The following is a 13594-nucleotide window of genomic DNA, read 5'->3' on the forward strand; positions in this document are numbered from 1 at the left end:
CTCGCCGGAGCCCCCGCCGAGCGGTCCGCCGCCGGGCTGCGGGAGTGGGCCGACGACTGCTCCGTCGCCGCGCTGCGCGTCCACCGGATGCTGGACGGCGCCGCCGACGACTCCGGGCTCGCCGACGCCCGCCGCGAGGGGCGCGCGGAAGGCCTGTCGCCGCTGCTGGCGGCCGAACTGCGGCGCCAGCTCACGGTCCTGGAACTCCTCGCCGCCCCCGGCCCGGGGGGCCTGCGCGGAGCCCTCGAGGTCTCGACGGAGGGACGCCGGGTCCTGCGCGCCGCGGTCTCCCGCCGCAGCCGCAGAAGCGACTGACTCCGGCCCCGGACGGCAGTGACGAAACGCTTCTCCGGGGCGCTTACCAGGGTGTGACGACTGCGACGACTGTGACCACACAGCAGGAGACCAGGCCCTCGGCCGCGACCAAGCCGGTCCGCTGGGCGGCGGACGCGGTGGCGGCGATGCGCGAAGGGGCGCGGCTGCGCCTCGACTACTCGGCGCGCAGTCTGTGGAGCGTCGACCGGGTGATCGAGGACATACGCCGGGAGGCGGCCCCGCTCGCCGCCGTGGAACTGGTGCTGCGCGGATTCGGTGCCTACGCCGGCGAGGTGATCGCCCGGCAGACCGGCGGCGAGTGGTGGTCCTCCGGCGGCGACCACTGGGTCCGCACCCCCGACGGCCGCCTCTGGGACCCCATCGACGAGGCCCGCCGCTGCTACACGGGCGACGGCTCCCTCCGCCTGCTGTGCCGCGACGCGTCCGGCGGGGCGCCGCGTCCGTGATCCGGCGCCCCGCGGCGCGGCGTCCTCGGGCGTCGCGGCGCGGGGGCCGGTGAGCCGGCCGGCCCCTCGCCGCCGGTGACGCGGACGGCCGGGGTCCGCACGGCGCGCGGACCCCGGCCGTCGTCGTGCCGGCGGTGCGGTTACGGCGTCAGGGTCCGGCCCAGCCGCAGGTCCGCCGCCAGGCCGAGGGTGCCCTTGCCGAAGGCGTACGAGTCGCCGTAGCCGAGGCCCGAGCTGTTGCTCGGCACGTACAGCAGCACGCCGTCCGAGGTGTCCTCGCCCTCGGCCCCGACCGTCAGGTCCGCGCGGCCGTAGCCGGACAGGTCCGTCAGCGACACCGCGGAACCGAAGCGGTCGCCGGACTCCGTGGAGCCGGGGACGCCGGAGGTGTCCTGGGAGACGCTCACCGCGCCGGAGCCGGTGAGCCCGGAGGAGGAGCCGCGGAACAGGAGCGCCTGGCCGGCGTCCTTGCGGTTGGCGCCGGCGCGGGTGAGGTCCTCACCGGGTGCGCCGACCAGGACGTCCGCGTAGCCGTCGCGGTTGTAGTCGCCGGCCGACACCGAGGTGCCCAGCGCGTCACCGGACTCGTTGCCGCCGGGGACGCCGGAGGTGTCCTGGTGGAGGGTCCGCATGCCGGAGGTGGTGAACCCGGACGACGTGCCGAGGACCATGGTGATCCGTCCGCCCGACGTGGAGCCGCCGGACTCGGCGGCCACCGGCTGGCCGATGACGATGTCGTCGTAGCCGTTGCCGTTGAAGTCGCCCGCGGCGATGGAACGCCCGCCCTTGACGGAGATGACACCGGCCTTGGTCAGGCCGGACGCGGAGCCCGCGAAGCGGACGACACGGCCGACGCCGCCGGCGTCGCGGTAGTTGAGGGCGATGTCCGCGTAGCCGTCCCGGTTGAAGTCGCCGCTCGCGGCGTCCAGGTAGGAGACGGAACCGGTGGAGCCGGTGAGCGTGCCGTACGTGGTGGCGCCGTCGGTGTGACGGGCGTTCCAGTTGCCGCCCCGGCCGGTGCCGGCCGCGAACACGTCCGCCCGGCCGTCGCCGTCGAAGTCGCCGACGGCGACCGTGGTGCCGAGCTTGGCGCCGGTCTGCGTGACGCCCGAGGTGGAGTACGAGAAGCCGGTCTCCAGCTCCGGGCCGTACATCACCACGACGCTGCCGCGGTCCTTGTGGCCGCTGGTGTCGTCCTCGCCGGGGAGGCCGATCGCGAGGTCGGCGTGGCCGTCGCCGTTGACGTCGCCCCAGGCGGTGGAGGTGCCGAAGCCGTCACCGGACTCGTTGGAGCCGGGGACGCCGGGGCTGCTCTGGGTGAGTGTCCTCTTCGCGGCGGTGACCGGCCCGTTCAGCCCGCCGGGGACCACGGTCACGCTGCCGCCGCTCGAGGCCTTCGGGGTGCCGGCGACCAGGTCGGCGAGGCCGTCCCGGTTGTGGTCCGAGGTGGCCAGGGCGTGCGAGACGCCCGGGGTCTTGGCGAGCGCCGCGATGAGGGAGAGCTTCGGGTACAGGTTCGCGCCGGGGCAGGCCGTGTAGTTGGTGTCCCGGTGGCCGAAGACCCGCGGCAGGGTGACCGACTTCCCCTTGTCGATCTTGTTGCCGGTGACGCCGGCCTCCGTGCCGGAGGTCAGCGTGACCTTGCCGGTCGGGTCGATGCCGTACATGCCGAACTTCCAGGCGACGACCCGCGCGATCGAGTCCAGCGCGGCCCGGCTCGGACGGGCGCTCTCGAAGTTGCCTATGTACGAGATGCCGAGCGTGTCGGTGTTGAAGCCGACGTCGTGCGCGCCGACCACCGGCAGGTCCATGCCGCCGCTGCGGCCCTCGAAGATCTGGCCGCAGCGGTCGACGACGAAGTTGTAGCCGATGTCGTAGTAGCCGCGCGCGAAGTGCTCCTGCTGGATGGAGCGCATCCGGGCCCGCGAGTCGGCGCAGGAGACGCTGTTGTCGCTGTCGACGCCGGTGTGGTGGACGACGGCGGCCTTGATCTCGGTGCCGTAGCTCGGCGTGCCGTCGTAGTCGGTGGACGCGCCCCACTCGGCCTGGGTGATGATCGGCGGCTTCACGACCGTGGAGGGGCGGGGCGCGGGGACGGTGGACGTCGGATCGGGGGACGCGGTGTCCGTGGCCGTCTCCGTCGGGGTGCCGGACGGCTCCGCGGACGCCGTGTCCGTGGGCGTGGCCGTCTCCGTGGCGGGCGTCTCCGTGGCCGGCGTCTCCGCCGGCGCTTCGGTGGTCTGCGTCTCCGTCGGCTCCGGGGCCGTCGGCGTCGTGGTCTCCGCGAGGAACGCCGCGGGCTCCATGCTCGCGACCGTCGGCGCGCCCTCGGGGTCCGTGCCCGGGTCGAGGAGCTTGACGTCCATGCCGGCCGGCTGGCCGCCCACCTGGGTGCCGTCGGCGTTCACCACCCGCACCTCGACGCCGTCGGAGTCGTCGGTCCACACCGACGCCGTGCCGCCGCGGGTCGCCGCGCGCTCTCCCTCCGCGCCGTCGGCCTGGCTCGGCTCGTCCTCCAGCTCCTGCCAGCCGGACCACTTGCCGGTCTCCAGGTCCCGGGTGCGCACCTGGGGCGTGCCCTTGGCGTCCGCCTCCGGGTTGTCCCAGGTCACCAGCACCGCGCTGAAGCGCTCCGTTTCCTGCCGGTCGAGACCGCGGCGGCCCGCGCCCCGGTTCTCCAGCTTCAGCGTGTGGATGCTCGGATCACGGGCCTCCACGCCGGGGTCCTCCGGAGCGGACGTCTGATCGGCCACCGCGTACGTGGCGACGCCCGCGCCACTGAGCACGACGGCTCCGACGGTCAGCCAGGCCCGCCGTTTCAGGCTGAGCGGTTTGTACGCATGGGTCCTGCGAGGACTCAACTACCCCACCCCTAGAGAAGGAACACGAACACCACCTGTCCCACAGGTGGCACTCATCCAGCGCCGGGCGCGGACCGGACGTCACACCCGACGTCACCGGCCCCACGCATCCCGGACGTATCTCGTTGACGTACGGGACGGCGAAAGGTTGCACGCGTTCCGCGAGGTGGCCGTGTGGCGGTCGTCACGTCCCCGGCCGGTGCGGGGCGGGACGGCCCGTCACGCGGTCCTCCGGGGCCCGGACGCGGGCCTCGCGGGCGAACCCGTTCCGGCCGCCGCCCGCGTGTGCCGCGTGAGGCGGGTGACGAGCTGTGACACTTTCGTGGCGCCGGACGCTGATGACCGTGGGGGTGCGGGCGCCGTCGGACGTGTTCGCACCACGCGATGGCGGTGCGCCACGCGCTCGGTACGGACGAGGACGGTTCTTGGGCCACGGAGGGCGATCCCGCCGCACACAGGCGTACGACGGGGAACTGGGCGCGGCCGTGGCGCGGGCCCAGAAGGGGGACGAGGCCGCCTTCGCCGTGGCCTACCGGCTCGTGCAGCCCGGCCTGCTCGTCTACGTGCGCGGGCTCGTCGGGGACGACGCCGAGGACGTGATGTCGGACGCCTGGCTGGAGATAGCCCGCGACCTGGGGAGGTTCAAGGGCGACGGCGCCGGCTTCCGGGGCTGGACGGCGACCATCGCCCGGCACCGGGCGCTGGACCACCTGCGCCGGCAGCGGGTACGGCCCCGGCCCTCCGCGCTGGAACAGGACGTCCTGGACCTGCCCGGACCGCAGAACACCCACGACCAGGCCCTGGAGGCCCTCTCCACCGAGCGCGCCCTCGAACTGGTCGGCGGACTGCCGCGCGACCAGGCCGAGGCCGTGCTGCTGCGGGTGGTCGTCGGCCTCGACGGCCCCGCCGCCGCCCGCGTCCTCGGCAAGCGGCCGGGCGCGGTGCGGACGGCCGCGTACCGGGGTCTGAAGCGCCTGGCGAAGCAGCTCGGCGTCGAGAGTGTGACGGATGAGGCGCCGCGGACGCTGGGTGAGTCGGCGTGAGCGCCGGCCGGGACGGCGGACGCGGCGGGCGGCGCGGCGACGTCCGGCCCGGGCCGCCCGCGCCCGGCGGCCGGCGGCGGTCCCCGGGGGCCGCCGGCTGAACAGGCCGGACACGCGGAACGTACGCGTCGGTCCGGGCGGCACCGCCCGCGTGGCCGGTCCGCGCGGGCGCGGCGGGTCGGGTGCGGGTATCAAGCGGAACGAGCAGGAACGGAAACGGCATGGGTGAACGGCAGAACGACGGCGGGCCGGCCGGCCGTCGGCGTGCGCACCCCGAGGGAGCGCCGCCCGGGTCCGGCGGCGCGGGTTCCGTCACGGGCGGGCGCCGGGTCGTCGACACCGCCGAGCTGGAGGCGCTGCTCGCCGCCGCGCTGGTCCGCCCCGGCGTGGACGCCGGGGCCGAGCAGCGGGCCGTCGCCGCGTTCCTGGCCGCCCGGGAGCCGGGGGCGCACGGCGCGCGCACCCGGCGCCGGGACGACTGGCGGGCCCGTCGAAGCCGGCTCGGCCGCCACTCGCTGAAGGCCACGCTCTCCGCGCTGGTCGCCGGTCTCGCCCTGAGCGGGGTCGCGGTCGCCGGCATCGGAGCGACGGGCTCGTCCACGGACGGCCCGGCGGAGGAGGGCGGGGGCACCCACGCCCCGTCGTCCCCCGGCGCCACCGGCCCGTCGCCCGGCACCGCCGGCCCGTCCGTGGGCGGCCCGGCGGACCCGGGTACCGGAACCGGCCGCCCGGACCGCCCGGGGACGGCCCGGGACGCCGACGCCCCCTGCCGTGCCCACGGGCAGCTCCGGGGACGTGGCGAGGCGCTGGACTCCACGGCCTGGAAGCGGCTGGTGGAGGCGGCGGGCGGCGCGGCGAACGTCGACGCCTACTGCGCCGGGCGGCGGACGGGGACCGGGACCGGGGCACGGCCCGGCACCACCGGGGCGCCGCAGGAGGGCGGCGGCACGGCCGGCCGGTCCGCGAACGGCTCCTCGGGCGGCGCGAGCGACAGGGCCGCGCGCGGCGCGGGCAACGGCTCGGGCGCCTCGGGCAGCAGTGCCTCGGGCAACGACGCCTCGGACAAGGGCGCCTCCGGCGACGGCACGAGGAAGTCCGGGAACCCGGGCGCCGGTCGCCCGTAGCGCGTCCGCGGCCGTCGGCCGCGTCACCACCCCGCGGAACTCAGTTCCCCGCGGGGCCCCTGGGGTCGGATGCTGGTTTTGAGACCAAGGCTATCGATTTCAGGCCGAAAGCCTTTCGAAACTTCACGGATGCAGTCGCCACTGACTGAACTGACTGAGGATTGAGTTCGAAAGCAGAACGTCCGATTCACTGCGTGGTGGTGCTGAGCACCCCGCTGACGTTCAGGACCTCGTGGCACTCCGACGCCTGACGACCCGTGGCCGGTGTCCCGGGCTTGGCGCAGGTCACGCTGATGGTCACCGTGTCGTTCTCGGGGATCTCGATGGGAGTGACCCAGTGGTAGTCCTGGTTGCGGAACGTCTCCAGCGCGATCGTGGTGATCTTGCGATCGCCGAAGGAGATCGTCAGCACGCCCTCGTCGCCCTGGAAGTTGGCGACGACGATGTCGGTGATCCCGAAGACGCTGTTCTCGGGCACCTTGTAGGTACCGGTCCTGGTCGATCCGGCGCCCGTCTTCAGGTCGATGGTCGCCGAGCTCTGCCGGCCGCCGGCCGTGGTGCCGCCCCCGGCCGAGGAGCCGCTTCCGGCCGAGGAGCCGCTTCCGCCGCCCGGTCCGGTCGCCGCCCCCGACTCCTGGCCGCCGCCTCCGGGCCGGCTGTCCGCGCCGGTGCCGGGGGACTCCCCGGCGGCCTCCTGCTCCCCGGCCGGAGTCGGCCGCGGCTGGACCGCCTCGGTGGCCGCCTCCTCGGCGGCGCTGCGCACCGCGGGACGGACCAGCGCGAACCAGGCGAGCAACAGCGCGAGCAGCGCGGCGAGCAGCGCCAGCAGCCACTTGGGGAAGACCGGGATCTGGACGAACTCCGCGTCCAGCGGCGGCCGTACGACGGGATCGTCCCAGCGGTCCTCCGCCGGCTCCTCCTGGTCGCGGGCCTCCGCGGCGTCCACGGTGAACGGCCACACCACGGGGGCGCCGAACCACACCGGCTTGGCGGTGCGGACCCGCAGCGCGACCTCCGCCGACTCGCCGGGCTCCAGCTCCGGCCGCTCCGGGGCGAAGGCGAACCCCAGCTCCTCGCCCGCCTGCCCGGGGGTGAAGCCCACCCGCACCGGGGTGTTGCCCTGGTTGCGTACGGCCAGCAGGTAGCGGCCGCGCAGCCAGCCGCGCCGGCGGCGCGGGGACAGCTCGGTCCGGAGCTCGTGGAACTCCCCCACGTGCACGGTGGTCTCGAGGACCCGCACCGCGTCCGGGTGCTCGTTCGGCAGCACCCGCACACCGAGGGGCATCTCGCCGGCCCGGACCTCCGGGGAGCGCGGCGGCTCCAGACGGAGCGTCACCGTCTCGGAGGTGCCGGGGTACAGGGAGACGCGCGCCGGCTCCACCGTGGTCCAGGCGGCACAGTCCCCGACGACCCGCAGGTCGTACGCCTCGACGATGTCGCTGTCGTTGCGCACCGTCAGGGTGGTGGTGGCGGTGTCACCCGGGGTCACCGTCACGGCCGGGATGTCGAGGCCGGGCGCACCGGGACCGGAAGAGGCTGCGGAAGGTGTCACGCCCCCACCGTAGGAGCGCGCCCGGCGGCGCGGCGAGGAACGCGAGGGCAATGCGCGGGCAGTCGCGCTGCCCGGCAAGCCCATGTCGACTCCTCCGTGATGGTGGGCCCTTGATGTGGCGAGCCGCCTCCCGTGCCCCGCCCCTCCCGTGATCGCCTCGTGTTCTCACCTCTTACCCCCCACCGACTCATGAAACAGGTAATCGTGTTCCGCGCAGAAGAGAACGGGCCTGCCGCGCCCGACGCCGTGTCCCGGGACCCCGTCCGGGCCGACTGGATCCACCGCCCCTCCCGCTCCGAGCGCCCGGCCCGGGTGACCCTGGCCGTCTACGCCGCCGACCCCGTACTGCGGGTGGGTGTCGTCCAGCAGCTGCGGCACCGCCCCGAGATCGACCTGGCCGACGCCGACGACGTGGACTCGGCCCAGGTGTCCCTGGTGGTCGCCGACACCGTCGACGACGACGTGGCCGCCCTGCTGAACCGGCTGCGGCACAACAGCGCCACCCGCACCTGCCTGGTGGTGGGAGCCCTCGGGGGCGGCGGGCTGCAACGCGTCATCGAGTGCGGGGTGGCGGCGGTGCTGCGCCGTGCCGAGGCCGATCAGGACCAGCTGCTGCGCCTGGTCCTGGCGACGGGCAACGGCGAGGGGATGCTGCCCGGCGACCTGCTCGGCGACCTGCTCCACCACGTCGGCAGCCTCCGGCGCTCCGCGCTCGACCCCGGGTCCCTGTCCCTGTCCACCCTCACCACGCGCGAGGCGGACATGCTGCGCCTGGTGTCGGAGGGGCTGGACACGGCGGAGATAGCCCGCAAGACCTCGTACTCCGAACGCACCGTCAAGAACGTCCTGCACGAGGTCATCACCCGGCTGCAACTGCGCAACCGGGCGCACGCCGTGGGCTACGCGCTGCGCAACGGACTGATCTGAGGGCCGGCCGGGTCCCCGCCGACGACGCCGGGGAAGCCCGCGCTGCCCGAAAGCGCACCCCGCGCTTCCCCCGGGTGCGGCCCCACCGCCCTGCCGCCGTGCGCGCGGCCGGTCCATGGTGGCGGGGGCACATCCAGGTGCCGCACCAGACTGCGAAGGGGACCGTGATGGAAACCGCTGGCTCCGGCGGGCGGTACCGCCTGGGGAGACTCGGCATGTCGCTGCTGCTGCTCGCCCCCCTGCTCGGTGTGACGGCGGCGGCCGGTCCGGGCGGCGCCGAGCCGCGGACGGCGGCCGCGGCGGACGCGGCGGACGCCGGTCGGACCCGGATCGTGTACGCCGGCACCGGGCACCGCAGTCTCGGCGAGGTCGCCAGCACCACCTCCAGCACCGCGCTGCCCGGCAAGGGCCCGGCCCCCTCCGACGAGGAGCCGGCCCACTACGACGTGCAGCCGTCCGCCCTCGGCGACCAACTGGTCTTCGCCAGCCGCCGCGACGAGAAGAACCCGCAGATCTACCTGCGGGCCGCCGACGGTTCGGTACGGCGGCTCACCACCGGCATGGACGCGGCGCACCCCCAACTGACGTTCGACGGGCGGTTCGTGGTGTTCGACGCGGCCGAGCCCGCCGCGGGCGGCGGGACGCAGCGCGACCTGTGGCTGGTGCGCACCGACGGCACCGTCGGCACCGGTCTGACCCGGCTGACCAACACCCCGGACGACGACGAGGAGGACCCGACGGTCTCCCCCGACGGGAAGCGCATCGCGTACGCCTCCGACGTCGACTCGTCGGCCGGCCGGCAGATCTACGTACGGAACCTGTACGACGGCATCGCCACCCGGATCACCGACCCCGCGAACGGCACCGCCTCCGAACCGGCGTGGAACCCGGTCGACGACGACACCAATCGCGGCTGGATCGCGTACACCGTCACCACGACCGAGGAGGGGAAGTCCGTACGCCGGCTGCGGATCACGAACGGGACGGCCGACGAGCCGCTGTTCGGGGGCGCGAGGGCCGGCTGGCGTGCCCACGGGGCAGCGTGGCTGCCCGACGGGGACGGTCTGGTGTTCCTCAGCCCCGAGACCACCTGTGAGTGCGAGGGCGACTGGGACCACGTGTTCCGGTCCACCGCCCACTCCGACCGGGTCCCCTCGCTGGTGCTCAACGAGAACCGGGACGTCCTCTCGCCCACCTGGCTCGGCCCCCTCGACGGCGGCAGGGCGGTGGTCGAGCGCACCTCCGCGGCCGGCCCGCACACGGTGACGCTCCAGGACGCCCGGACGGACGGCTCCGACCCCCGCGACCTGGGGCTGACGATCCTCGACGAGGATCCGGAGGCCGACACCAACACCGACCCCGCCAAGGACCCGCTGTTCGATCCCCGGCCCGGCTACGACCCGTGGACCGAACGGCAGAGCTACACGCCCGACGGCCGCCGGATCGTCGTCACCCGCTTCGAGAACAACGCCGCCGGCAGGCGGATCCAGCGGATCTGGACGGTGAACGCCGACGGATCCAAAGCGGAGCCCATGGACCTCGAGGAACGCGCCGACACGGACTGGGACACCGACCCGACGTTCTCCCCGGACGGCAAGTACCTCGCCTTCACCCGGACCTCGCCCGGCGGCGTCGGCGGAGCCGGCCGCATCCTCGTCGCGGACGTCGCCAGCGGCGCGATCGCCGGCGAGGTCGTCCCGCCGGACGGAGAGCTCACCGGCCGGGACGCCCAGCCCACCTGGTCCTCCGACGGCACCACCCTGGCCTTCACCCGCGCCATGGAGATCGACGGGGCCGGCGGCAACAAGCACGTGTGGACCGTGCCGGTGGCCGACCTGCTCCGGCAGAACGGCCGGTCCCGGCAGAGCGACCTGAGCGCCAGGAACTGCCCGGGCGACTGCGAGGTCATCGACGACAGCCCCGCGTTCTCCCCGGACGGCCGCGGCATCGTCTTCAACCGCAAGAACGGCGCCGGCCGGATCGACGAGGAGAACGGCATCCTGCTGGCCTCCCCGTCCGGCGACACCTGCCGGGTGCTGCTGCCGGCCGCCGCCCGCGGCGTGCCCGGCGCCTGCGGCCGGGAGCTGCCGGACACCTCGGTCACCGGCCCGCACCAGCCCCGCGACGCCGCCTGGACCGCCGACGGCAAGGGGCTCGTCTTCAGCTCCCGCACCGGGGCCGCGGTCAACAGCCCCGAGAAGCTGAGCCGCCTCGACATCGCCTCCGGCGCCGTCACCGCGCTCACCGGCGATCTCGCGGGCCGGCAGAAGGAACCCGCCGTCCAGCAGTCCGTGGACCTCGCCGTCCGGGTGCCCGGCACCGCCCCGCGGGTCACCGTCGGCGACACCACCACGGTCACCGTCGACGTGGTCAACAACGGCCCCGCCGCCTCCCCCGGCACCCGGCTGACCGTCGCCCCGCCGGCCGGCGTGCAGGTCACCCGGATCAGCCGGCCCGGCGGCACCTGCGAGGCCGCCTCCCTGGAGTGCGACCTCGGCGTGGTGGAGCCCGGTGCCACCGTCCCGGTGGAGGTCACGCTCACCGGAGTCGTCCCCGGCGACGCGCCGGTCGGCTGGTCGGTCGCCGGTACGGTCATCGATCCGCAGCCCAGCGACAACGCGGGCCGGACCGTGGTACCGGTGGTCGAGGCCCCGCCGACCCCCGCACCGACCCCGCCCCCGACCCAGACCCCGACGCCGCCCGCGTCCCCGGCCCCCACACCGACTCCCACGGCGCCCGCGGAGCCGGAGGAGCCCGAGGCCGGTCCCGGGGTGCGGGTCACCGCCCAGCCGAACCCCGGCTACGTCGGCGGGCGGGTCGTGGTGACGTACACCGTCCGCAACGGCCGCAACGCGCTCGCCACCGGACTGCGGCTGCGCATCGGCCTGCCCGCCGGCCTCCCCCACAGCGGGCCGCCGGCCGGCTGCGACCGGAACTGGGTGTGCGCGCTGCCCGACCTCACGCCGGGCGCGAGCACCGTCGTACGGGTCGTGCTCAGCCCGGACAAGGCGATGACCGGCCGGGTCACCGGCACGCTCACCACCAGCGGCACGGACGCCGACGAGCGCGACAACACCGCCCGGCAGCGGCTGCGCATCCTCCAGCCGCGCATCGTCGCGGTGCCGGAGATCGGCAAGCCCGGTTTCGTCCCCTCCGTGCGCGGCAAGGACTTCCCGCCGGGCGTGCCGGTGCGGTTCACGTGGACGCCGGGGATCACCGCGGCGGCGGCGCCGACCGTCCCGCTGGCGGACGGCACGTTCACCGGCCAGCTGCTCATCCTCGCCAAGGACCAGACCGGACCGCGCGTCATCACGGCCCGCGGCCCCGGATTCTCCCCGGTGAAGACCGACTTCCTGGTCGTCAACGGCAGCGTGCAGCCGCCGGACGAGGTGGCCCGCCGGTGATCCACGAGGTCGACGAGGGACTGCGCCGGCTGCTCGCCGGGAGCGGTCTGGAGGCGTCGGGCGTCGAGGTGGTCTTCGACGCCCCCACCCGGGACTGGGCGGCCCGGCGCAGCGCCCCGACCGTCTGCGTCTTCCTCTACGACATCCGGGAGGACGCCCTGCGGCGCGGCACCGGCGCGGGGGAGGTGTACGACGAGGACGGGAACCTCGTCGCACGGCGCTCCCCGCCGCGCTGGTTCCAGCTGACGTACCTCGTCACGGCGTGGGCGGGCCGCCCGCAGGACGAGCACCGGCTGCTGTCCCAGGTGCTCGGCACCCTGGTGGCCCACGACGTGCTGCCCCCGGGGCTGCTCACCGGCTCGCTCGCCGAACTCGGCCTGACCGTCGGACTGGACACCGCCGGGACGGGGATGGAGGCGCCGGCCGCCGCCGATGTGTGGTCGGCGCTCGGCGGGGAGCTGAAGGCGTCCCTCGGGGTCCGGGTGCGGGCGCCGCTCGCCGGGGTGACCAGGGCCGTCGCGCCGCCGGTCACCGAAGGACTGGTCGTGCGCTCCGCCGCCGCGCGCGAGGGCGGGGAGGCGGTCCCGGGACGCCGGCTGCGCTACACCGGGGTCGGCGACCCCGGCCCCGACGGCTTCGCCGGACCGCGTGAACGCCCGCCGGCCCCGGCCCGGCGCCGCCGCAAGGGAGACCGCCAGCCGTGACGCACACCGTGGAACCCGCGCTCGAGGAGAGCCGTGCCGGGGGGGGGGGCGCCGGCCCCGACGCCCCCTCCCCCGGCCCCGACGCCCTCTGGGTACGGCTGGGGACGGTCGAGAGACGGGTCAGGGAGGCCGTGGCGGCGCGGCGGGACGCCGATCCGGATCCCGACGACCCCTACCGCGGCCAGTACCTCACGCCGGAGGCGGCGGCGCGGATCCTGGACGAGCCGGGTGGGCTCGGCCTGCCCGCCCGGGAGCCCTGGCAGCCGCCGGCCGGTTCCGTCCCCGGCACGCTCGCCCGGCGGTTCGGCCTGTCGCCGCTCGACCTGGACCTGCTGCTGGTCGCCCTGGCACCCGATCTGGACGCGCGGTTCGAGCGCCTCTACGGCTACCTCAACGACGACCTGACACGCCGTCGGCCCACGGTCGGGCTGGCGCTGGAGCTGTGCGGGCTCGGCGGCGCGTCGCCCGCCCGGTTCCGCCTCGCCCCCGGCGCCCCGCTGGTCGCGCACGGCCTGGTGGAGGTCACCGAACCGGAACGGCCCCCGCTCTCCCGCGTCCTGGTGGTCCCCGACCGGGTCACCGGCCACCTCCTGGGCGACACACGGCCCGACGCCCGGCTCACCGGCGTGCTCGGCGAGGTCCGGGAGGACCCCACCGCCGAGGCGGCGGAGGTCCGCCGGGCGGCGGCCGCCGCCGGGGCCGGACCCGGCCTCGTCCACCTGCGCAGCCGGGGCGGCGACGCCGAGGGGCTGGCCACCGCGGCCCTGCGCCTGGCCGGTCTGCGCCCGCTCGTCCTGGACACGGCGGCGCTCGCCCGGCACCCGGCCGAGGTGCCGGCGCTGGCCCGGGTGATCGCCCTCGAAGCCCGTCTGACCGGCGCCGGCGTGGTGCTCGGGCCGCTGGCGGCGCTGCCCGGGGAACCCGCCGAGCGGGCCCGTGTGCTCGGGGCGCTCTGCGCCGCACTGCGGGGCGTCCCCCTGTTCACGTACGGCGCGACGGGCTGGGACCCGGCCTGGGCGGCCGACGCCCCCGTCGTGCTCACCGTGGCGGCCCCCTCACCCGAACGCCAGGCCGCCCGCTGGCGGCACGCGCTCGCCCGGGCCGCCGGTGACGCCGGGCCGCTCGCCCCGGCGGCCGCCGGCCCCGCCGCGACCGGCGCCGCCGGCCCGGTCGGCGACGTCGAGGAGCTCGCCCGGG

General features: G+C 75.7%; 8 protein-coding genes and 2 pseudogenes. 8 read left to right on the plus strand and 2 right to left on the minus strand.

The features are described 5' to 3' along the window. Positions 1–315 (plus strand): annotated as a pseudogene (locus ABTY20_RS33300) (hypothetical protein); the annotation flags it as partial. A 71-nt stretch (positions 316–386) separates the two neighbouring features. Then, complete coding sequence (locus tag ABTY20_RS33305) at positions 387–782, plus strand: hypothetical protein (RefSeq protein WP_352000882.1); 396 nt, start codon at positions 387–389, stop codon at positions 780–782. A 140-nt stretch (positions 783–922) separates the two neighbouring features. On the opposite strand, the gene ABTY20_RS33310 is transcribed toward ABTY20_RS33305, so the two are convergent. After that, positions 923–3643 (minus strand): FG-GAP-like repeat-containing protein, encoded by a 2721-nt coding sequence (locus ABTY20_RS33310; RefSeq protein WP_352000883.1) that lies wholly within the window; start codon positions 3641–3643, stop codon positions 923–925. A 425-nt stretch (positions 3644–4068) separates the two neighbouring features. Here ABTY20_RS33310 and ABTY20_RS33315 point away from each other — a divergent pair, with 425 nt between their 5' ends. Both ABTY20_RS33315 and ABTY20_RS33320 read left to right on the plus strand, forming a co-directional pair. Continuing rightward, on the plus strand, positions 4069–4686 hold the full coding sequence (locus ABTY20_RS33315) for an RNA polymerase sigma factor (protein WP_352000884.1): 618 nt from the start codon (positions 4069–4071) through the stop codon (positions 4684–4686). 221 nt (positions 4687–4907) lie between these two features. After that, the gene (locus ABTY20_RS33320) at positions 4908–5810 is read left to right on the plus strand and encodes a hypothetical protein (RefSeq protein WP_352000885.1); all 903 of its coding nucleotides are present in this window, start codon (positions 4908–4910) and stop codon (positions 5808–5810) included. 187 nt (positions 5811–5997) lie between these two features. Here the strand turns inward: ABTY20_RS33320 and ABTY20_RS33325 are convergent, their stop codons facing one another. Beyond that, on the minus strand, positions 5998–7362 hold the full coding sequence (locus ABTY20_RS33325) for a COG1470 family protein (RefSeq protein WP_352000886.1): 1365 nt from the start codon (positions 7360–7362) through the stop codon (positions 5998–6000). Between the two features lie 204 nt (positions 7363–7566). Between ABTY20_RS33325 and ABTY20_RS33330 the strand changes: the two genes are divergently transcribed. The 4 genes and pseudogenes from ABTY20_RS33330 to ABTY20_RS33345 all read left to right on the plus strand — a co-directional run. Beyond that, complete coding sequence (locus tag ABTY20_RS33330) at positions 7567–8289, plus strand: helix-turn-helix transcriptional regulator (RefSeq protein WP_502991948.1); 723 nt, start codon at positions 7567–7569, stop codon at positions 8287–8289. Between the two features lie 167 nt (positions 8290–8456). Next, on the plus strand, positions 8457–11693 hold the full coding sequence (locus tag ABTY20_RS33335; protein WP_352000887.1) for a hypothetical protein: 3237 nt from the start codon (positions 8457–8459) through the stop codon (positions 11691–11693). Then, on the plus strand, positions 11690–12397 hold the full coding sequence (locus ABTY20_RS33340; protein WP_352000888.1) for a Pvc16 family protein: 708 nt from the start codon (positions 11690–11692) through the stop codon (positions 12395–12397). The genes ABTY20_RS33335 and ABTY20_RS33340 overlap by 4 nt, the downstream gene beginning before the upstream one ends. After that, positions 12394–13594 (plus strand): annotated as a pseudogene (locus tag ABTY20_RS33345) (ATP-binding protein); the annotation flags it as partial. The gene ABTY20_RS33340 and the pseudogene ABTY20_RS33345, both read left to right, overlap by 4 nt.

This window comes from Streptomyces sp. NPDC126497 (genome assembly GCF_040302425.1).
GTDB lineage: Bacteria > Actinomycetota > Actinomycetes > Streptomycetales > Streptomycetaceae > Streptomyces.